Genomic DNA, 22,227 nt, shown 5'->3' on the forward strand with positions numbered 1-22,227 from the left:
ATTTTTGAAAAATGTACAGCCTGTCATACACAACAAAAATGGTAGTTTTTTTGATGCTTAAGTTCATTACAATTTCAAAAAAAATCTGATAAATGAATTCAATCTGGCTGGTGTCAATGCTCTTTGTGGGAATCAGTATGCTGGTTTCTTACCGGTTAAAAAGCAAGTTCACAACTTATAGCCGCATACCCCTTTTTTCCGGTATGAGTGGCAAACAGGTGGCTGAAAAAATGCTCCGCGACAATGGGATATATGATGTAAGTGTTGTATCTGTTGATGGCTTTCTGAGTGATCATTATAATCCATTAAACAAGACGGTTAACCTTAGTCCGGACGTGTTTAGCGGAGTCAATGTAGCTTCGGCTGCAGTGGCTGCTCATGAGTGTGGCCATGCGGTACAACATGCGACTGCATATCCCTGGCTTACAATGCGCAGTAAACTGGTACCCGTGGTACAGTTCAGTTCGGGGTTAATTCAATGGGTGCTTTTAGGAGGCATTCTGCTGATTAAAGTGTTTCCACAATTACTGCTTATTGGTATTATACTCTTCGCAGTCACGACCCTGTTCAGCCTCATCACACTGCCGGTTGAGTTTGACGCAAGCAAAAGAGCGCTGGCCTGGCTGAATACTGCTGGTATCACAACAAGGGAAGAATACCCAAAAGCCAAGGATGCACTCCATTGGGCCGCACTTACTTATCTCGTTGCTGCCATCGCTTCTTTAGTCACTTTAGTGCAGTATATTTTAATCTTTCTGGGCAACCGGGACAGGAATTAAGAAAATTTATTAATTTTATTTTAATAAAAATTTAACAGTATTTAAACAATTTTTTAATTCTAGAAATAATATTAATTGTTGATAATCAGATAGTTAATAAAAATTCTCTCTTTCAATATAACCGCTCTTTATGATGAGCGGTTTTTTTTTAAGATTATTGGTGGTTTTAAAAAATTACTTACATTCGGGTAGAGCTGAATTAAAACAGATTAAAAATTGGTTTCAGGATTTAAGGCTTTGACAGCTGAGTGATCACCTGAAACTACAGGACCCCGGACTGCAGCGTTCTGTTTTAGTGCATCAGAAGATTCCATATAACGACCCAATTTAAGACTGCCCACAGCCTTGCTTGTTCAGGTTTGCTTGCCTGAGTAGAGTTGTATTTTTTTACTGTTTATACCAAAAACTAACGCACATGAGAAAACTTCTATGCCTGATGGCAGGGATGGTATTGCTATTCCATGCCGCCATCTCCCAGGAACTTCAGGTTTCCGGGAAAATCACAGATGATTACGGGAACCCGGTGGGCGGGGCCTCTATCGTCGAAAAAGCAACAAAAAATGGCACCATCGCCGGTGCAGACGGCTCCTTCACACTAAAAACAAAACAAGGAGCCATTTTGGAAATTTCCTACCTCGGATTTATTTCGCGGGATGTAAAAGTAAACGGGCCTACCCTGGCTATTTCACTGCAATCAAGCACCACGGCCCTCAACGAAGTAGTAGTTACGGGTGTGGGTGTAGCTACAAGCAGAAAAAAACTCGGTATCGCGGTTGAATCTGTAACTGCAGACAAACTTCCTAAAACAATCAACGCTTCAGTCGATCAGGCATTGGTGGGTAAAATCGCAGGCGCACAGATCAGCAGTATCAACGGGTCACCTGGATCTCCAACAAATATTCTTCTTCGTGGTATCAATACAATCAACAGGGGAACAATGCCGATGATCCTGCTTGATGGTATTGAAGTGAGAGCTACTGACCTGAACTCACTCGATGTGAATGCAATCGAAAGAATAGAAGTTGTACAAGGTGCCGCTTCTGCAACCATCTATGGAGCACAGGGAGCTAATGGAGTTATCCAGTTGTTTTCCAAGAAAGGAAAAGCAGGCAGAATCAATGTTGATGTTTCATCCAGCATTTCCTCAAACACATTGCTGAACATTGGTGATGTTCACAAATCCCATTTTCACAGCTTCGCAACAAATGCAAATGGTGAAGTGATCGGAAGTTCCGGTAATCCACTCTCGCTTGATCCGGACCTGGTATCCTACAAGGAAAACGTTTTGGTAAACCTGATTGATCCTGCTGCGAATCAGAATAAGCCTTATGATAAAAACCTTTTGTACTACGACCATTATAAAATGTTTTTTCAGACAAGTCACACTTTTAATAATGCAATCGCAGTATCGGGCGGTCGCGACAGAGTCGATTTCAACATATCGGCATCGGATAACCGACAAAATACAAATTTTGTTGGCAACGGTGATTATTCAAGATCAAATATGATCTCCAACATCGGTGTTGAAATTGTAAAAAACCTTCGGTTCAGAAGTATCACTCAGCTGGTATATACCAAGAATACACAGTTGGATCCGACAGGAAGAACAATCGTATACGCATTGAACAATTCCCGTCCGTTTGCTAACTATGATTATCGTGATCCGATGGGAAATTACGGAGCTTATTATGGCGATGCCGTAGGGGTGAACGGTTACAACCCACATTACCAGAATCAATATGGGAAAGTAGATGATAAGAAAATCGATATCGTTCAAAGCTTTAACCTGAATTATCGCTTTCCGAAATTTGTTGAACTCGATGTAAAGTATGGTTTGAATTACCAGACACAGGATATCAGGAATTCAATTGCCAACCAGGAAGACAATGTAAACGCGGATTATCAGCAATACTGGCTTGAATACTATGCTCCATTTACCAGCTACGGCGCACCAGGTACTGCAGATGCAACAGGTGAAATAAACGAATGGCGCAACAGATCGACCTTTCAGAATTTTCTTTCATCAGCTACTTTTCGTTTTGATTTGAAAGATGATTTCGGGGTGAACTTTCCATTGAAAAGTATTACCCAGGTTTCTTATGATTATCGTAAAAGTCTTTTCACTCAATACATCACCTATGGTGTTGATGCTCCCTCTTATCTGCCGTACACAGCAAGCCAGATGGGCAGTTATAAAATTCAACGTGATTACCAGGAACCTTTTAATACTTATGGTTATCTCGTAAACCAGCGTTTTGAAATCGGAGATTTTGCAGGCGTGTCCGGTGGTTTCAGAAGTGACTATTCATCTGCATTCGGACGTGGCTCCAAGCCATTTACATTCCCTCGCGCAGACGTATACCTCCGCATATCTCAATTGAATTTCTGGAAAGATGCGCCAGCGATTAACAATATTATTCCTGAATTCCGTGTGAGAGCGGCATATGGTGAGGCCGGTATTCAGCCAAATGCATTTGATCGGTACATCACACTGAATACAAGGAACATGGGTACAAGTGTGGCGTTTGTATATCCTACCACGCTTTCCAATCCGGATCTTTCTGTGGAAGTTTCAAAAGAATTTGAAGTCGGCGCTGATCTTACTTTCAATGTGCTGAAAGGTGACTGGCTTAAAACAATCAATCTCTCTGTTACCTACTGGGACAGGAAAACTGAAAACGCAATCTATCCTGTAGATGCTGCGCCTTCAACAGGTATCGGCACGATAAAAGATAATGCATTTGGTTTAGGCGCGAAAGGTATCCAGGCAACATTAAGTGCGCAGATCCTCACCAGCAGAAATTTCACCTGGAATTACCTGATGAACTTCAGCAAACAAAGCTCAAAAATCACTTCCCTTCTCGGACCACCTATCGTTGTTATTTCCTCTGCAGGAAGTAGTAACTATATCCTGAAGCCAGGAGAAAAAATCGGACAGCTTTATGGATATCTCGGATTGCATGATGTGAATCAAACAAATCCAAATACAGGCGAACCTTATATTCCAAAAGACCAGCAGGGAAATTATGTGCTTGCAAGTAATGGCTGGGTGGCTAACAAAGATACAAAGCAACCATACTTTACTCCGATCCAGTACAACCTCGGTGACCCTAATCCGAAATTCAATATTTCTTTCATCAATGAACTGACGTTTAAAAATTTCCTGAATTTTTCAATGCAGTGGGATTGGATTGAAGGAAGTCATATCTACAACCAGACAAAACAATGGATGTATCGTGATGGTATCCATGGTGATTATGCAAATCCAATAACCATCAACGGTCAGACAGGTGCGTGGACTGCATTTTATCGTGGTGTATATGCACAACGCCAGGCCAACGGAACTAAAAACTATTTCTATGAAGATGCTTCGTTCATGCGTCTCCGTAACCTCTCTGTTGCCCTCGACTTCGCAAGATTATTCAACATTAAGGTAATGCAACGTTTGCAGCTGGTGCTGAGCGGCCGCAACCTGGTAACCTTTACCAAATACACTGGTTATGATCCAGAAGTAAGTTCAGGTACAGCCAACTCTGCATTCGACCGTGGAGTGGATCATAATACTGTTCCGAATCTCAGATCTTATCAGGTCGGTATTAGTCTTGGTTTTTAATCTTATAAATTTTAAGCAATGAACAGGTTAAAAAAATATAGTCTTCTTGTGGGTGTAATGCTCGTCTTTTTTGCGTGCAAAAAAGATCTGGACATCAGGAACCCGAACCTACCCACTCCGGAAAGTGCTGCTACGGAAGATGGAATTATTTCCCTTGCACAGGGCGGTGTTTATGTTAATGGATTCCGTGATCTTAAATATGGTGATGGAATCTATGGTTTGTTCTGGTCAGGTGCCATGGGCTTTCATGAAATGTTAGCTGACGTGGTACAGGCCGAAGCAGCCAATGGTTTTATCAACCAGATCAGTACGCCCGATTATGTAATACTGGATAATGGCACCAAGATTCTGAATCCCAATGCGCCAAATACACAGAAAGAATTGGTGCGCCAGGTGAACCTTAATGCAAACCGCGGCGCCAATTTTCTCTATTATGAGTGGGCTTATATGTACTCGATGATCAGTGCATGTAATTCAATTTTGGAGATAGGTGAGAAAGTTGAATTTGCAAATGATGGTGACTCCAAGAAAGCAACGCTCCAGGCATGGGCGTATTTCTGGAAAGGATATGCGTATGCACGCATCGGTTCAATTTACTATGCAGGTTTGATCACTAATTCTTCCGGAACAACAAATGGAGATTATGTCACGAAGGAACAGATCATTGCCGAATCAAATTCAATGTTGGATAAAGCAGCTTCAGCAATTTCATCTGTCTCAAATACCACTGCTTACAATGACGTTCTCGGAAGATTAATTCCCAGCTTCAACCAGGTAGGTAAGGGTGGTATCCTCACACAGGATATGTGGAAGCGCAATATCAATACTTTGAAAGCGAGAAATATTCTGGTGAATACTACCGTGACTGAAATGTCACCGGCGCAGTGGCAGTCAATCCTTACTTTGACGAATGATGGTATCAAGGCGAATGATAAGATCTTTACGGGAAGAACAAATGCAACTGGTGATTTCCTTTCATCAAGTGGTGGAACAGTGTCACTGAAAGCTCAGGCTGCTCTTGCCGGTGGTAATACTTACAAACTCAGCGAACGTTGGGTAATGGAATTCAAGGATGGCGACAAACGGAAAGAAAATAATGTATTACAAACACAGACCTGGATCGGAAACTCTGATCGCGGGAATTCCTTCAATACAAGATTTACACTGATCAATGGAAGCAATCATATGCCGGGTGTAATCATTTATTCAAGCTCAACAGATGGAGAATATGAATTGTATATCGCAGGCAGTTATGAAGAAAATGAACTGATGAAAGCAGAAGCACTGATGTATACCGGATCGGTTGATCAGGGTCTTGCATCAGTTGATGCAGTCAGGGTTTTCCAGGGCGCCGGTTTGCCTGCTGTTAGTGGTACCGGATTGACACTTGCACAGGCAAAAGAGGAATTACGGAGAGAGCGTCGTGTTGCTATTGCATTTCTTGGATTATCATTCTATGATGCAAGACGTTTAGGTATCATCAATCCATTGGCGCAGGGTGGTGGAAGAAAGGGCGTAATTGTAGTTGCTCCTACAACAGGCGTTGTCAATACCAATGCGCAGATTGAATATGGTGCATTAGACTATTGGGACGTGCCTGATAATGAATTGGCATACAATCCGCCAAGCGCCGGCAGTGCTCCTGTTAAAAATCCAAAATGATTCAATGTCGCTGCCATAGTGAACATTGAAACGCAGATTCTCATGTCTGAATAGCAAAGGGCTCTCCTGTAATGGGAGGGCCTTTTGAATTTTGAAGAGGTCAGAAGCAAAAGCTAAAGGCCGGAGTTCGAAGGAAGAGTAACGAAGCAGAAACAACGCGTACGATGTCTCAGAACTACATCTGATAAAAATTCGAACAAATAGTAAACACAAGCCGACGATATGGGATATTTCAGAACAAGTGGAATAATACCATGTAAGGTTACGAAAAGCCAATCAGCTGGAGTTCCGGGATTTCAAATGTATAATTCTGCATGAACCTCAGAAATAATTTGAAGAAACGATGAAATTCTAATGTCAGGTTCCTGCGTGTTACGTTTAACGTTCTACGTTAAAACCCCGCCATCCGGCCTTCACAATTTATAATCTGATTTCTTCTTCGTTTTTATCGAAGAAATGGAATTCTGTGAGGTGATAGTTATTATTTTCCCGGACGTGAATTTTCTGCTTGAATTTCCAGCTCCAGCGGCGACGTTTGGAGATAAAGCCTTTGGTCAGGTAGGCATACACAATAGGGTGCACCACCACTGTGAGGCTTTTATGTTTTTGCATGGCCAGGTAACTGAGATTTTTTTCAATCTCGTCTTCAAGGATCAATGCTGAAGAAATTTTACCGGTGCCCTGGCAGGAAGGACAGGTTTCCTGGGTATTGATGGTCATCTCAGGCTTCATACGCTGGCGCGTAATCTGCATGAGGCCAAATTTTGAAATCGGAAGAACAGCATGCTTTGCCCTGTCGAGGCGCATGAAATTCTCCATTGCATCATGAAGCCGTTTCTTGTTTTCTACCAGCTTCATATCGATGAAATCCACAACGATAATACCGCCAATATCACGCAACCTCAGTTGCCTTGCTATTTCTTCCGCGGCTTCCAGGTTTGTTTGCAAAGCATTTTCTTCCTGGTTATTGCTGACGCTTTTGTAACCACTGTTTACATCAATAACATGAAGTGCTTCTGTATGTTCCAGGATCAGGTAAGCTCCGCTTGGAAGGTTGACCGTTTTACCGAATGCCGCTTTGACCTGCTTGGTTATTCCAAACTGATCAAAAATAGGAGAACCGTTATGGTAGTAAGAAACGATCTCTGTTTTGTTGGGGGCTATCTTCTGAATATAATTCCTGGTGTCATTGAAAATGCCCTTGTCATTAACAATTATCCTGTTGAAATCTTCATTCAGCAGATCGCGAAGTATGCTTGTTGTTTTAGTCTGCTCGCTCAGGATCTTTGCAGGTGGTGTTGCTCCGCGCAGGTTTTGCTGTAAAGACTTCCAGCTGTTGAAGAGATTCAGAAGATCCTCGTGAAGTTCAGCTGTATTCTTTCCTTCGGCGGCTGTACGCACAATTACGCCAAAGTTTTTTGGCTTGATGGCTTCCACAATTTTCTGCAGGCGCCTCCTTTCATCAGAGGAATGAATCTTCCTCGAAACTGCGATGATATCATTGAAGGGAGTCAGTACAACAAAGCGACCGGGCAGTGAGATTTCACAACTCAATCGCGGACCTTTTGCAGCAATAGGTTCTTTTAGAATCTGAACGAGAATGTTTGGCCTCTGGCCAAGCACTTCATTGATCTTCCCGGTCTTGACGATTTCAGGTTCAATTTCGAATCTGGAGAAATCAAATCCTTCCGGGGATTTGTCATTCATCGCCTGCTGCGTGAATTTAATCAGCGACCGGGCGTAGGGGCTAAGATCGGTGTAGTGGAGAAACGCATCTTTTTCGAAGCCAACATCAACAAATGCTGCATTCAAGCCCGGAATAAGTTTTTTAACCTTTCCAAGATATAGGTCTCCCACGGCAAAACTGGCATCTGCTTTTTCATTGTGCAATTCAACCAGTTTCTTGTCTTCCAGGAGAGCAATCTCTACTCCCTGTGGAGCAGCATTTATAATGAGTTCTTTATTCAAGCGTAAAAACACCGTTTATCAACCGTAAACCTGGTATATCAACCGATCGGGAATCGGAGTCTGATTACAGGTGGGCAATAGCGATGAATTAGCCCGCCGGAGCGGGCCATTCACGAGAAAATTCTATTTACTTCTTTTCTTATGACGGTTCTTTCTAAGACGTTTCTTACGCTTATGAGTTGCTATTTTATGACGTTTTCTCTTCTTACCACAAGGCATACCCTAATGTTTTTTTATTGTAATAATTTAATTTTCTCTTCAATCGCTTTAAGAAGGTCGGGGTTGTCCACCATTTTCGCGCCTTCTGAATAGTACTTCACTGCTTTTGCCTTTTCACCCAGGTTCTCATAGGTTTCTGCAAGAAGAAATACCGCTTCAGTATTTCCCGGTTCCTGATCAACTACCTTCTGGAATCTTTCCGCCGCTTTATCAAGCTGACCCGAAATCATCGAACCATATCCCAACATAAACTGGGCGTACATGTTTCCCGGGTTTTTTTCTGCTACTTCACGAATCTTCATGATTCCTTCCATCGGAGGTCCATCTCCACCTGCTCCAAAAAACCAGGTACTTCCCAATCCTACTTTCGCTGAGTCATTTGCCGGGTTGATTGCCAGGGATTCGGTAAACAGATCTTTGGCCTGAACTGCCATCCATGTTTTAAGTGAATGGTCCGACACTCCTCTCAGCCTGTCAAGATAAGAATGGGCGGCAAAGTTGAGGCTTTTTTCAGACTTTTCCAATTTAGCCTTTTCTCCAGTATAATATAACCAGGGTATGGTCGATTGTACCGAATCTCTCCAATAAGCCGCTAACTGTCCGTAAACCAAAATCTTCTGGGTTTGAAGGTCTCCTCGGGAAATAGCGTTTTCGAGGGCGGTAACACGTGCTGATTGTTCTGGGGTTAATGACTCACGTGCTTTAGAAAGAATATCTGTTGCATTCAGCACCTGATGAGCTGACTCATCAGGTTTCTGTGCAACAGATTTTATGCCTTTACTTTCAGGCTTTGTTCGTCCAAAAAAAAACAGGCTGAATAATAATATGACACCGGTCAGGGCAACAAACCATTGTTGCTTATTCACATTGATAAAATTTAGGAAGCAAAATTAACGTGCTTCCATCATTTCTTCGGCACCATCTTCATTAATCGTGGCATCAATCTGCAATTTCTTTACTTCCTGTACAAACTCTTTAGCTGGTTTGAAAGCGGGAATGAAATGTGCGGGTATATGAACTGCAGTGTTCTTTTTGATATTACGACCAATTTTAGCTGCCCTTTTCTTGGTGATGAAGCTCCCAAATCCCCTGATATAAATGTTTTCGCCTTGTGCGAGCGCTTCTTTTACTTCCTTAAACATGGTCTCAAGGGCAACGAGCACATCCACTTTAGGAATTCCGGTTTTCTCGGCAATGTTGTTGATTAAGTCGGCTTTTCTCATTTTGGTCGATTTAATAGGAAAAATGGGATATTACAGGTTTAAAAATTGAATTTCTTTTTGTGTTCGGGTTATCGCCTATAAAATTAATCAAATCAATCGATTATACGCGCCTTCCGGATATAATGAACGGGTAATTTTTACAAAAATTGTATTATTTACGATAAATATGTTAAAATTTCACAGATAAACTTCTGAATATAAATGAATTCATGGTTTAGCCGCACCCTTTTAAACTGGAACAGGCTTGAAAATCATCGCCAGATGCCCTGGAAAGGAGAAAAAGATCCCTACCGGATCTGGCTCAGTGAGATTATTCTTCAGCAAACACGTGTTGAACAGGGGCGTGCTTATTACGAACGTTTTATAAGTTCATTTTCCACAGTGTCCCAACTTGCATCAGCACCCCAGCAGGAGGTATTTAAGCTGTGGGAAGGACTTGGTTATTACTCACGTTGCCGGAATATGACGAAAGCTGCCCAGGCGATCGTTGAACAGTTCAATGGAAGATTTCCTGATTCCTATAAAGATGTTCTTTCCCTGCCTGGAGTCGGCCCATACACCGCGGCAGCTATCTGCTCGTTCGCCTATAATCAACCGTTTGCAGTGGTCGACGGTAACGTATACCGTATACTCGCAAGGATTTTCGAAATCACTATACCAGTAGATTCGGACGCGGGTAAAAAACATTTTAATACACTGGCGACAGATTTACTGGACAAAGAAAATTCAGCAGAATACAACCAGGCAATCATGGATTTTGGTGCTACTGTATGCAAGCCTAAAAATCCACTATGTAATCAGTGTCCATTCCATGATCGATGCAATGCATACAAGCATAACACTGTTTATTCTTATCCGGTAAAAACAAAAAAGCTCCTTCGCCGCACAAGGTATTTTTATTATTTTTTTCTTGAGAAGGATGATGAGATAATGGTCCGGGAAAGAGTCACAAAAGATATCTGGCAGCATCTTTATGAGCCTGTACTTGTGGAAGCAGAGAAGGAATTATCCGAAAAGGAAATCAATCCTTTATTAAGAAAAATAGGTATACCTGCGGATTCAGTTAGTGGTCTGCGTTATTCCGTGAAACATTCGCAGCAACTAACACATCAGCAGATTTGTGGAATCTTTACACATGTATCGCTAAAAAATAAGGTGGATGCACTATCAGGATACCAATGGGTCAACAAATCTGAATTTGAGAAATTACCCTTTCCAAGGTATATCCTTTCATATTTAAAGGAAAAAAAGTAAATTTAGATAGCTGTACAGGATAACGAAAGAAACTTAAGACTAAACCAAATTCATATGAGAGGAGTAAACAGGGTCATGCTGATTGGAAATCTGGGAAAAGATCCGGACGTTCAACACCTGGAAGGCAATATCGCTGTTGCTAAATTTCCCCTGGCAACAACCGAAACCTACAAGGACCGTACAGGAAAGTTAATCAGTCAAACAGAGTGGCATACTGTGGTGCTTTGGCGGGGACTGGCTGAGCTTGCTCAAAAATATCTCCATAAAGGGAGCCTGATATATGTAGAAGGAAGGCTGCGAACCCGAAACTGGGATGATAAAGAAGGGCATCGAAAATTTGCTACAGAAGTGGTGGGGGATAATCTTATCATGCTGGATAAACGAAACGATGGGGGGCTGCATGGACATGGTGGAATAGATTCCCCTGGTATTGACGGCCCCGGCGCTGATGATATTCCTCCGATATCAGACGCTTCTCCTGATTTACCATTCTGATTGATAATTTGATTTTGTTATGTTTGCATAACAATCCAGGCAGGCCTTTATGACCTGCCTTTATGATTGTGGTGCCGGAAAGCTTTTATAACCAAAAAGATACTTTTGAATCAGTGCTTATTAAACCAGTTACTTCAGTTTAATCTAAACACGACGTACCTGGCGATACTGCCTCAGACCGTCACAACCATCCTGGTATTCGCTCTGCTTTTGCTGTTATTTATTTCTTTCATTGTATCCGGAGCAGAAGTTGCTCTGTTTTCATTGTCATTCAAAGACATTAACCTGATGAAAACAAAGCCGATGCCTTCTGCCAGGAGGATCCTGAAACTTCTCGAAGAGCCGAAATTATTGTTGGGGTCGTTACTGATTTCAAATACACTAACCAATATCGGGATCATCATCATCTGCAATTTTCTGGTTAATGAGTGGATGGCAATGATGGATAATTTCATGCTCACACTCTTTATCAAAATCTTTGTCGTTTCAACTATACTTATTCTTTTTGCAGAAGCACTTCCGAAAGTGTGGGCTGCACAGAATAATCTCCGTTTCGCATATTACTCTTCTTACTTTGTTTTTGTAATTCATAAAATTTTCAAAGGAATCAGCGCCTGGATGGTAGGTTTTTCAGATCGTATTGAGCGCGCGCTCGGTGGCGGGAAAACAAGCGCTTACAGTATTGAACAACTCAACCAGGCCATCGATCTTACAACTCCTCCCGACGCTTCTGAAGAGGAAAAAAATATTCTGAAGGGGGTGCTGACTTTCGGGAATGTTACTGTTCGCCACGTTATGAAAAGCAGGTTGGACGTTCATGGAATTGAAGCAGGAACAAGTTTCGATGAATTACTCAGAAAGGTGCAGGACCTTAATTATTCACGCTTTCCGGTGTATCAGTCGAACCTTGATAATGTAACAGGAATGATTCATACTAAGGACATTGTTCCTTACCTGGACGAAGCGAAAGATTTTAACTGGCATACATTAATCAGGCCGCCCTATTTCGTGCATGAGAATAAACTTTGTGAAGATCTCCTTCGTGAATTTCAATCAAAGCGCATACACTTTGCCGTTGTGGTTGACGAATTCGGAGGAACCGAAGGTATCGTGACGCTTGAAGATATAATGGAAGAGATCATCGGTGATATACGTGATGAATTTGATGATGAAGACAATGTGAATCCTAAAATGGATGATTTCAATTTTGTATTCGATGGTCGTAAAATGGTTTCGGACGCATGCCGTGTGATGGGGATCCCATCAGATACCTTTGATAGTATCCGCGGTGATAGTGAAACAATGGCGGGACTGGTATTGGAACTGGCAGGCGAAATTCCGCAGCTGAACCAGGAAATTGTATCCGGCGATTTCACCTTCGCGGTGCAGGAATTGCAAAAGAACAGGATACAAAAAGTAAAAGTTACTATCCGTCCGGTAAATCAAGATGAAAAGTAATGAAGAACCTGCTTTCCCTGTTTTTAATTCTGACTATTCTCAGCTGTAATAGTCCCTTTACACCCAAACCACGATCTTATTTCAAAATCAATTTTCCCGAAAGATCTTATCAGCAATTTGACAGACCCGGATTCCCCTATACTTTTGAATATCCTGTCTACTCAGAAATATCGAAGGACAGTACTTTATTTGATGAATCCGGCGATGACGCATACTGGATCAATGTAGACTTTCCCGAATTTAAAGGGCGCGTTTATCTCAGTTACAAAACCATTGGTGGTTCAAGTGTATACAAGATCAAAACAGATAAAGGATATAAAGATTCTCTTGTAAAAAATACATTTGATGGTCTTAAAGATGAAGCGTTCAGAATGACGTTTAAGCATTCCCTCAAAGCCAGTGGAATTCAGGATTCTGCTTTCCGTACCGCTAATGGAATTTCCGGTGTTTACTTCAATGTGGAAGGCAATGCTGCCACTTCCAAACAATTTTTTCTCACAGACAGCACTAAACATTTTCTCCGCGGAGCTCTTTATTTTGATACCGCCCCTAACTCAGACTCGCTCGCTGTTGTAAATGAATTTCTTGAAAAGGACATGACCCACCTCATCAATACGTTGAAGTGGAAATAGCCATATTTCCAGCCCCTCGGACTGGAATCTAAATCTTATTTTTGCAGCATGATAGTTATAGATAAAGTACTCATCAGTGATGATGTTGTGGAAGAACAATTCGTCTGCGATCTGAACAAATGTAAAGGCGGTTGTTGTGAAGATGGCGATGCAGGTGCTCCTTTAACTATGGATGAACTGGATATTGTTGCAGATGTTTTTGAAACCATAAAGCCCTTGCTTACACCGGAAGGGCTCGAGGAAATTAATCGTAAAGGTTTATACAGGTACGATAAAGAGTTCGGCTGGGTAACACCGACAGTTGGAGGCAAGATCTGTGCGTATGGGTCGTATGACAAGAACGGAATAATCAGGTGTGCTTTTGAAGAGGCTAAGAACCGTGGCCTTATAGATTGGAAAAAGCCCATTTCATGTCACCTGTATCCAATCAAAACAAAAAAAAGCAGGTACAATGATCACGAAATGGTGAACTATGAACCGCGCGAATCGTTGTGTAGTCCGGGATGTGCATTAGGAGCAAAATTAAAAGTCCCGGTATATCAGTTTTTAAAAGAAGCCATCACACGGAAATTCGGAGAAGAGTTTTACAATGTCCTCCACCAGATAGCAGAGAATTCTCACGATGTGAACAAAAAGGTACTCCCGTAAACTAAATCTGCAGATTCAAAATATTTTTCCATGTCATCAGTTTCACCTTCATCAGTTTTTAATGTTAAGAGCAATGAGAAGGCAAAGGACCTGGGTCACCGGCAGACCATAAACTTCAACATAGGCAGGTACAATGCGGTTGTGCCCAATGGTAAAAAACAATTTTCCGATCTTACCCGGGTTCGTCAGAAAGCAAAAAACACAAAATGGCGGGCGATCGAAACTCTTGATCAGCAGCTGGAGCTGTTTGAAAAAAACATTTCCGCCCGCGGAGTACGTGTGATCTGGGCGGAGAATGCTGACGAAGCCTGTGCAGCAGTGGGCGAGATTTGTAAAGCAAAAAAATGCAAATCGATAGTGAAAAGTAAGAGCATGGTTACTGAGGAAATTCACCTGAATGAATTTCTGGAATCCATGCATATTGAAAGTATAGAGACAGACCTTGGAGAATACATTCAGCAGCTGGATGGTGAGCCTCCTTATCATATTGTGACTCCGGCTATGCATAAGAGTAAGGAAGACGTTGCGGCTCTTTTTGCAAGAAAACTGAATACGGATCCTTCACTTACTCCGGAGCAGCTCACGCTTGTTGCCCGTGAAAAACTAAGAGAAAAATACGTTGCCGCTGAAATTGGTGTTACGGGCGCAAATTTTATTATAGCTGATACCGGTAGTATTGCTGTTACTGAAAACGAAGGCAACGGAAGATTGAGTTCCGCATGGCCTAAAACGCATATTGTAATTACCGGTATCGAGAAGGTAATTCCTTCAATAAATGACCTCTCTTTTTTCTGGCCATTGCTTGCAACTTATGGTACAGGACAGCAATTGACCGTCTACAATACTATTGTCAGTGGTCCTCGTAAAAGTGATGAAACCGATGGACCGGAAGAAATGATTGTTATTCTTCTCGATAATGGGAGAACAAATATTATTGCGGATGCGAAAGCAAGAGAAAGCTTGTATTGCATCCGGTGCGGGGCATGCCTGAATGCCTGCCCGGTGTATAAAAATATTGGAGGACACAGTTACGGAACCACGTACAGCGGACCTATCGGAAGTGTTATCACTCCCAACCTGAAGGACAAAGGTGACTGGAAGCATCTCAGCTATGCTTCTTCCTTGTGTGGCAATTGTACAGAGGTATGCGCAGTGAAAATCAATCTACACGAACTACTGCTGCATAACCGGCACACGGCAGTTGAAGAGGGTTACAGTACGCTTTCCGAAAAGCTGGCATGGAAGCTTTGGAAACGTGCATCGCTGAGCCGGAAACTGATGAATACGGGAAGTGGGAGCCTGAAAAATAAAGTAGTCAATTCAATGTTTAAGTCCTGGTCCAGAGGACGTTCTGGTCTGCGGTTTTCTGCCAAAACGTTTAATCAATTATGGAAAGAGAAAAACGGAGATGAATAAACGCATTTCCGGCTCCAGATTTGCTTATATTCCTTTTTCAATTTGATGACTGAAGAGCTCCTGTTATATTCCGACGCAACGGGTGATCGTATTCGCTATGCTGCAAACCTGGTCCTTTCAGACCTGGGCGGTTATACGTACAGGTTAACGGATAGCCGATCAGAGTTTCTTTATTTTAACGGACCCAAAATCAACTACTCCCAGCGTCGGATAACCGAAGATGAGTTTCATATAATACCCGTCCGGTTATTGTATGAATCAGATATTCGGGTACAGGTAATTGATGTTTTCGAACTGAAGGAATACCCCGCGTTTTTCCAGTCTCCCATCGAGAGCAACTGGCCATTCGATATTTTTGCCGCAGCGTTTTATCTTGTCAGTCGTTACGAAGAATACCTTCCATTTCAGCCGGATGAATATGGTCGGTTTCCGCATCAATCGAGTGCCGCATTTGAAAAAGGATTTCTTCACAGACCAGTCGTCAATGAATGGGTACTTGGCTTAAAAAAGAAACTCCTGATCTGGTTTCCCAATCTCTGGTCGCGCGAAAACTATTTCAGGTTCATTCCGACCTATGATATCGATATCGCATATTCTTATCTCCACAAAGGATGGCAGGTCAATTTTGCCGGTGCTTTGAAATCAATTTCAAAAATGGATTTCAAAGCCGTGATCGATCGTATACAGGTATTGTCCGGAAACAGGAAAGATCCTTTTGATGTATATGAATGGCTTTATGCGTTGCATTTAAAATACCGGTTAAAGCCGGTTTATTTTTTCCTTGTGGCAGCTAAACGTTTTGCTTACGACCGCAATATTCTGCCTACAGAAAAAGCAATGATCGACCTGATTCTTCACCATGCCATGGGTTACCAGATCGGTATCCATCCTTCCTGGCAGAGCGGTGATGACAAAGCGCTTTTTCAATCAGAAAAAAAATCGCTTGAGGAAATTTCCGGAATAGCTATTACCAAAAGCCGGCAGCATTATATCAGGATGACGCTTCCTGAAACATATCAGCAGCTGGAGGCAATGGGGATTAAGGATGAATATTCCATGGGTTATGGAAGCATCAATGGATTCCGGGCTTCTATCAGTTCACCTTTCCCGTGGTATGATCTTAGTAAAAATAAGGCTACTGAAATGATGATTCATCCATGGTGTTTTATGGATGCCAATTCATTATACGAACAAAAATATATACCTGCGCAGGCTTATGAAGAACTCAGCTATTATCACCAGGTAATTAAAAAAGTAAATGGACAGATGATCACCATCTGGCATAATAATTTTTTTGGAACCGATCCTGCATTCAAAGGCTGGAGGGAAGTCTATGAATTATTCCTGAATGAAGTAGTTTACTGGGACGTATAACCGCGGTTTAGCCATTAAATTTTTTCCGCATCACCGTTTTCTTCCGAAGCCTCTATAGCATCTTTGGCCGCTGATTTTTTGAAGCCAGTATTAACAAGATACACACCAAGTAAAGTCACCAACGTACCGCCCGCGATAAGTATATTCAGCTTCTCGTGATTAAGCATCGAACCGATGATCACAGCAACAACAGGATTGATATAGCTATAAACGGAAGCCTGTGCTGCAGGAAGGCGTTTCAATGCATAAATGAATGCTGCAAACGTAATGATCGATCCAAATACTACGAGGTAGCCGATCGACAACCAGCTTACCATTGGAATCTGCTTTACAGGAATGGCTAAACCGGGTGAATAGGCGATGATTGTAAGAATTACCCCGCTTAGAAACATTTGCCACCCAAGACTGTAATAGGGGTTTAAGTCTTTGGCATGTTTGACAGTAAATAAAGTACCTGCCGCCCAGGTCATCGTGGCAATTAGTCCAAGCATAATGCCTGTAGAAAAAGAAGAATTGAAGATTGCATCGAGATAATCAGAAAAAATGATCAGTATTCCTCCGAAGCCTATGATCAGGCCAAGCGCGGTAGTGAGATTAAGTTTCGTATCCTTAAAAACGAAAAGCGAAAAAATAGCGATCCAGATGGGGGAAATCGCACCTATCACTGATGCAAGACCGCTCGGAAGGTACTGTACTGACCAGGTGCTGAAGCCATTGCTCACGACAAACATAAGTACACTCATCCACGTGAAGCGGATCAACTGGCTCCAGCTGGGCCATTTATATCCTTTTAAACTAAAGAAGATGATATAAAAAATTCCACCTGAGAGTTGACGAATGCCTGCCAGTTGAAGCGCAGGCATATATTCAACTCCTTTTTTTGATGCAAGCCACGTTGTACCCCAAAGGATACTTACAACCCCCACAGCGAAAAGTGCCTTCGTTTTTTCGCTGTGATTCCTGGGACTTAGTGGTTTAAGAGAGGTACTGACTGTGTCGTACAAGTCATATATTAATGCCTTGGTCTTTACAAAACCAGATCTCATATCCTCGCTTTTGTTCTTTCTTAATGCCGGAAATGCCGCATGCCGGTGATGATCATCACCAGGTTATTATCCTTGCTGAAAGCAATTGAATCTTTATCCCTGATGGACCCGCCAGGCTGGATGTATGCTTTAATTCCTGCTTCAAATCCCATGCGTACACAATCATCAAATGGGAAAAATGCATCACTCGCCATCACTGCTCCGTTCAGATCAAATCCAAATTGTTTTGCCTTATCAAGCGCATGCCGTAAGGCGTCGATTCTTGAGGTCTGACCACAACCCTTGCCAATCAACTGATGATCTTTAACCAGTGCAATCGCATTTGATTTGAGGTGCTTGCAAATAACATTGGCGAACAACAGATTTTCTTTTTCTGATTCTGATGATTCTCTTCCGCCACTTTCTTCCCATTTTTCAACATTTCCTTCGTCAGAATCCTGCTGCAGAACTCCGTTTAATATTGATTTGAATTGTTGTTCAGGTACGAACGGCTTTTTCTGTTTCACAAGAATTCTGTTCTTTTTAGTTTGAAGAATAGCCAGTGCATCTTCTGAATAACCCGGAGCAATCAAAACTTCAAAGAAAATTTCGCTGATAGCTTCCGCTGTTGCCTTATCAATTTCGCTATTACAAACAAGTACACCACCAAACGCACTTTCCGGATCTCCAGCCAATGCTGCATCCCATGCATCTTTCACCGAATTTCTCGACGCTACTCCACAAACATTGGTGTGTTTTATCACTGCAAATACAATCCCATGAGTTGAAGCATTTCCCGGAAAACTAAACTCGCTGATGAGCTGAATGGCAGCATCCATATCAACAAGGTTATTGTACGATAATTCCTTTCCATGAAATTTTTCAATCCATTCATCTGTATTGCCATAGAAAACACCCTTTTGATGCGGGTTTTCTCCATAGCGCATGATTGATGGTTTACCTGCTGATATAAAGAATGCAGAAGGATTGTCTTTATTGAAATAATCGGAAATGGCGATATCGTACCTCGTGACCACTTCGAAAGCTTTCGCCGCAAATTGTTTACGTTGCCCGATCGTAGTCGTTCCGTTTTGCTTGGAAAGTAATTCTGTAATTAACGGATATTCTGCCTTTGAAGCAATCACCACCAGGTCACGGAAATTTTTTGCAGCTGCACGGATCATTGATGGCCCGCCAATATCAATTTTTTCGATGATGGCTTTTTCGTCAGAAGTCTCTTTCACCGTTTCTTCAAAAGGGTAGAGATCGACAATCACGATATCAATTTCCGGAATAGAATAATCTTTCATTTCCTGCAGATCAGTATCTACATTTCTGCGACCGAGGATGCCCCCAAAAATCTTTGGATGCAGGGTTTTGACCCTACCTCCCAGGATCGATGGGTAATCAGTAACAGATTCCACCGGAATGCAGGGGATGTTCAGCTTTTCAATATAAGCCTGGGTACCTCCGGTGGAATAGATTTTCACACCGTTTTCGTGCAGGACTTTTACAACTTCATCAAGGCCGTCTTTATAAAAAACAGAAATTAACGCGGATTGAATTTTTTTTTCCATAAATAATCAGGTTGACCGGGCATTCTTTTTTGCCCAAAAATCAGGATCGGCGAGCTAATCCCTGTAAAGCAGGAATGCGCCCTGGTCAGGCACAGAATGGAAGCGCAAATTTAGTCGTTCAGCGTCTTTTTTCCATTTTTGAATTTTCCACAAAGAATTACTCGCATCGGCCACAATCGGGATATCTTTTCCAATTGTCGCCAGCCAACCAAAATTAACGTTGCAATTATTAGACAGAAGAATCACATCTGGTTTTGGGTTACTGTATGGAATTTGTGGTTTGATAATTCTTCCGGATAGCTGAAATACACAATGAGCAGATGTCGAGATGAGGCTTGCGCCTGCTTCGGGCCTCTTTTGTAACACAGGCTCACGGAGGCGATAACTGTACATGAGGGGAAGTATCCAGTTTTGTTTGCTTTTGTTGCTAAAGCTATCGGATAAAAGCAAAGCATTCCTTTTTTCAATAAATCCGATGGTGGAAATTTTATTGGTATATGGTATAATGATCAGAGATTGATTTCCTGATTTTATGGTAAAGCGCAATCTTTCAGTAGAGAAAGCCGCAATGATAAACAGGATAGCAAATGCGGATATGCTCCTGTTTTCTTTTCTGATGAATATTGCTGAAAGAATCAATGCATAAAGCAAAAAGGTTTGTATGGGTGAGATGAAAACATTTTCCAGGTTACTGTTCGGGATCTGATCCATCGTGATAACATATTTGTTCATCATCCGGATCAGCCAGCCTGCGAGCTCGCCGATAAGAGATGCAAGAGGAGAAAAAAAACTTACGCTGCACAACACAAGTTCGACAATCAGTATAATGCTGCTTAATGGTACTGCAATCAGATTTGTAAACAGAAATAATAAAGGGAAACGATGAAAGTACAGGAGCAATAACGGCGTAGTAAGAACCTGTGCAGCAAGTGTAAGGCAAGTCGCTTCCCATAATTTTATGGCCGCGGGATTAGTAAATGGAATAGCATTACAAAGCTTCCTGTGGAGTAATAGAATTCCTGCAACTGCAGTATAACTCAACTGAAATCCTACATCAAAAATCCAGAGAGGCTTAAAAGCCAGTAGTAAAAATGCTGAAGCTGCGAGCGTGTTGAACGGATTTGATCTTCTGCTCAGCATATTGCCAAGCGCGAATAAACTGAACATCACTGCCGAACGTACAACAGAAGCGGATGCCCCCGAAACAAACGTAAATATCCAGAGAGCCAAAATCACCAGGAGAGGCTGAACATAAAATTTGCTCCTTCCACGTAAAAGTATACCCGAAAACCACGATAGCAGGAGATAGATCAGTCCCAGATGTAAACCGGAAATAGCAATCACATGAACAACTCCTGAATTCACATATGCCTGTATCAATTCTGAATCCACATCATTTCTGTACCCGGTTAACAACGCTTCTGCAAGTCCGCAGGAAATGCTGTCTGAAATATTTGTTTTTAAAACGGAGAGCAGGTGGTCACGAATTCCGAAGATGAAATGATAAAAGCGATTTCCTCTGTTCAGTTTCGTTTCAAAAACTTTATCCGGGCTGAGGAATACCTGGTAGTCTACTCCATTATCAGCCATATATTTCCTGTAGTCGAAGGCTCCCGGATTTTTTGCTGATGTGATTTTAATGGGACTTACCTTTCCAATAAATGCATCACCATACAGAATAGCGTCAAAACTAAAGGACATTGAGAAATATACTACCGCGATACCTGCTTCCTGCCAATGTTTACCTTCTCTCAATTCGACACCCACTATAGACTTATAAAAGGAAGACTTTTTAACTGGTGGTTCGAGTAGTGTATACCGATATGTTGTTTCTGGATTTTTAGTGCCGTAAAGGCCCTGGGGTTTGTTTCTGAATTGAAGAGAAATCATCAGTGGTCCAAGCAGGAAGATCAGTATCTGTACCGAGATGCCCTGTATAAATCTATACTTCCATGAAAACCACGAAGGCGCGTAAATAAAAAGAATGAGCGGAATAACGAAGATGAAGGTCGCGGTGAAAAGGATTATCGAAGACAGGTTAAGATAAGTATGAAATACAATTCCAGCGATAAAGGGTGGAAGTATCCTGAGGAAGGGACTGTCATTCCAGGGTGCAGAATACTTTTTCTTCATGAGTAAATTTAAAACCGGGGAGCGCTGCCACGACTGGTATTAATCGTTTCTGCATGCAGAAAAATCTCTTTGAAAACCGTTTGGCGCATCAGTTAGGAAATGTGATAGCCCATGATAATTGAGATGTTTTAACTTTATAAGACCAAACCTTCTTATCGATGAAAAAATTACTGTGCATCGCTTTGGTTTATTCGGTGTTGATTTCCTGTACAAGCAGTACAAAAATTTATTTTGTTAGGCATGCAGAAAAAGGAACGGGTTCCCAGGATCCCGATCTCACACCTGAAGGAAAGGAGCGAGCGCAGCAACTGGCTTCCTATCTTCGAAAGAAAAAAATAAAAGCGATATATTCTACGCAAACAAAGCGCACAGTGCAGACTGCAGAGCCAACAAGCGCAATGGAAAAAATTCCCATTCAGTATTACAGGAATGATACCGCACAGAAATTTTTGTATCACGTTTTAGAAAGAGGAAAAAACACCCTGATTGTTGGGCATAGCAATACAACGATCAATATGCTCAAAGAACTTTCACTGGATCCGACGATAAAAGAGATTCCTGATGATGATTACGACAATATATTTATTGTAACTTTGAAATCAAGAAGTGGCCCTTCGGGTTTTCATCTCAGATTGAAAGAATCAACTTATGGCGCAAAATCACCGCCGGCAAATACAGAAGGAAAAAAAACAAGTACAATGAGTTCTACGCAATAAGAACTTTAGTTTACTTCAATAAAAAATCCGGTGGC

Annotated in this window: 17 protein-coding genes; 11 read left to right on the forward strand and 6 right to left on the reverse strand. The window is 41.9% G+C overall.

What is annotated here, in order from left to right:
- The first annotated feature begins 92 nt into the window (after nt 1-92).
- The 3 genes from P2W82_RS07515 to P2W82_RS07525 all read left to right on the forward strand — a co-directional run bounded on the left by P2W82_RS07515 (nt 93) and on the right by P2W82_RS07525 (nt 6,054).
- On the forward strand, nt 93-779 hold the full coding sequence (locus P2W82_RS07515; RefSeq protein WP_336515242.1) for a zinc metallopeptidase: 687 nt from the start codon (nt 93-95) through the stop codon (nt 777-779).
- 415 nt (nt 780-1,194) lie between these two features.
- Nucleotides 1,195-4,392: a SusC/RagA family TonB-linked outer membrane protein gene (locus P2W82_RS07520; RefSeq protein WP_336515243.1), complete on the forward strand. Its 3,198-nt coding sequence runs from the start codon at nt 1,195-1,197 to the stop codon at nt 4,390-4,392.
- A gap of 18 nt (nt 4,393-4,410) precedes the next feature.
- Nucleotides 4,411-6,054 carry a RagB/SusD family nutrient uptake outer membrane protein gene (locus tag P2W82_RS07525; protein WP_336515244.1) on the forward strand — a complete coding sequence of 548 codons (1,644 nt, stop codon included), beginning with the start codon at nt 4,411-4,413 and terminating at the stop codon, nt 6,052-6,054.
- Between the two features lie 420 nt (nt 6,055-6,474).
- Here the strand turns inward: P2W82_RS07525 and P2W82_RS07530 are convergent, their stop codons facing one another.
- The 3 genes from P2W82_RS07530 to P2W82_RS07540 form a co-directional block, all read right to left on the reverse strand.
- Complete coding sequence (locus P2W82_RS07530; RefSeq protein WP_336515245.1) at nt 6,475-8,022, reverse strand: Rne/Rng family ribonuclease; 1,548 nt, start codon at nt 8,020-8,022, stop codon at nt 6,475-6,477.
- Nucleotides 8,023-8,255: 233 nt separating this feature from the next.
- Nucleotides 8,256-8,972, reverse strand: coding sequence for a tetratricopeptide repeat protein (locus tag P2W82_RS07535; protein ID WP_336515246.1), 717 nt, complete (start codon nt 8,970-8,972; stop codon nt 8,256-8,258).
- 159 nt (nt 8,973-9,131) lie between these two features.
- Nucleotides 9,132-9,464, reverse strand: coding sequence for an HU family DNA-binding protein (locus P2W82_RS07540; RefSeq protein WP_336515247.1), 333 nt, complete (start codon nt 9,462-9,464; stop codon nt 9,132-9,134).
- Nucleotides 9,465-9,665: 201 nt separating this feature from the next.
- On the opposite strand from P2W82_RS07540, the gene mutY reads away from it, so the two are divergent.
- From mutY to P2W82_RS07575, 7 genes are all read left to right on the forward strand, one after another.
- On the forward strand, nt 9,666-10,718 hold the full coding sequence (gene mutY, locus P2W82_RS07545) for an A/G-specific adenine glycosylase (protein WP_336515248.1): 1,053 nt from the start codon (nt 9,666-9,668) through the stop codon (nt 10,716-10,718).
- 54 nt (nt 10,719-10,772) lie between these two features.
- Nucleotides 10,773-11,213, forward strand: a complete 441-nt coding sequence (locus P2W82_RS07550; RefSeq protein WP_336515249.1) for a single-stranded DNA-binding protein — start codon at nt 10,773-10,775, stop codon at nt 11,211-11,213.
- 105 nt (nt 11,214-11,318) lie between these two features.
- On the forward strand, nt 11,319-12,671 hold the full coding sequence (gene gldE, locus P2W82_RS07555; protein WP_336515250.1) for a gliding motility-associated protein GldE: 1,353 nt from the start codon (nt 11,319-11,321) through the stop codon (nt 12,669-12,671).
- Entirely contained in the window at nt 12,671-13,303 is a 633-nt protein-coding gene (gene gldD, locus P2W82_RS07560) for a gliding motility lipoprotein GldD (protein WP_336515251.1), read from the forward strand. Before gldE ends, gldD begins: the two co-directional genes overlap by 1 nt.
- 48 nt (nt 13,304-13,351) lie before the next feature.
- Nucleotides 13,352-13,951 (forward strand): DUF3109 family protein, encoded by a 600-nt coding sequence (locus P2W82_RS07565; protein ID WP_336515252.1) that lies wholly within the window; start codon nt 13,352-13,354, stop codon nt 13,949-13,951.
- A 30-nt stretch (nt 13,952-13,981) separates the two neighbouring features.
- On the forward strand, nt 13,982-15,367 hold the full coding sequence (locus P2W82_RS07570) for a LutB/LldF family L-lactate oxidation iron-sulfur protein (protein ID WP_336515253.1): 1,386 nt from the start codon (nt 13,982-13,984) through the stop codon (nt 15,365-15,367).
- Nucleotides 15,368-15,412: 45 nt separating this feature from the next.
- Nucleotides 15,413-16,741, forward strand: a complete 1,329-nt coding sequence (locus P2W82_RS07575; RefSeq protein ID WP_336515254.1) for a polysaccharide deacetylase family protein — start codon at nt 15,413-15,415, stop codon at nt 16,739-16,741.
- Nucleotides 16,742-16,755: 14 nt separating this feature from the next.
- On the opposite strand, the gene P2W82_RS07580 is transcribed toward P2W82_RS07575, so the two are convergent.
- From P2W82_RS07580 to P2W82_RS07590, 3 genes are read right to left on the reverse strand one after another with little or no spacing between them, the layout of a single operon-like run.
- Nucleotides 16,756-17,787 carry a DMT family transporter gene (locus P2W82_RS07580; protein WP_336515255.1) on the reverse strand — a complete coding sequence of 344 codons (1,032 nt, stop codon included), beginning with the start codon at nt 17,785-17,787 and terminating at the stop codon, nt 16,756-16,758.
- A 20-nt stretch (nt 17,788-17,807) separates the two neighbouring features.
- Nucleotides 17,808-19,343 (reverse strand): bifunctional phosphoribosylaminoimidazolecarboxamide formyltransferase/IMP cyclohydrolase, encoded by a 1,536-nt coding sequence (purH, locus tag P2W82_RS07585; protein ID WP_336515256.1) that lies wholly within the window; start codon nt 19,341-19,343, stop codon nt 17,808-17,810.
- A 54-nt stretch (nt 19,344-19,397) separates the two neighbouring features.
- Entirely contained in the window at nt 19,398-21,476 is a 2,079-nt protein-coding gene (locus tag P2W82_RS07590) for a ComEC/Rec2 family competence protein (RefSeq protein ID WP_336515257.1), read from the reverse strand.
- Between the two features lie 158 nt (nt 21,477-21,634).
- Here P2W82_RS07590 and P2W82_RS07595 point away from each other — a divergent pair, with 158 nt between their 5' ends.
- Complete coding sequence (locus tag P2W82_RS07595) at nt 21,635-22,192, forward strand: phosphoglycerate mutase family protein (protein ID WP_336515258.1); 558 nt, start codon at nt 21,635-21,637, stop codon at nt 22,190-22,192.
- Nucleotides 22,193-22,227 lie beyond the last annotated feature (35 nt).

The sequence above is a fragment of the Pollutibacter soli genome (genome assembly GCA_029269725.1).
Classification (GTDB): domain Bacteria; phylum Bacteroidota; class Bacteroidia; order Chitinophagales; family Chitinophagaceae; genus Pollutibacter; species Pollutibacter soli.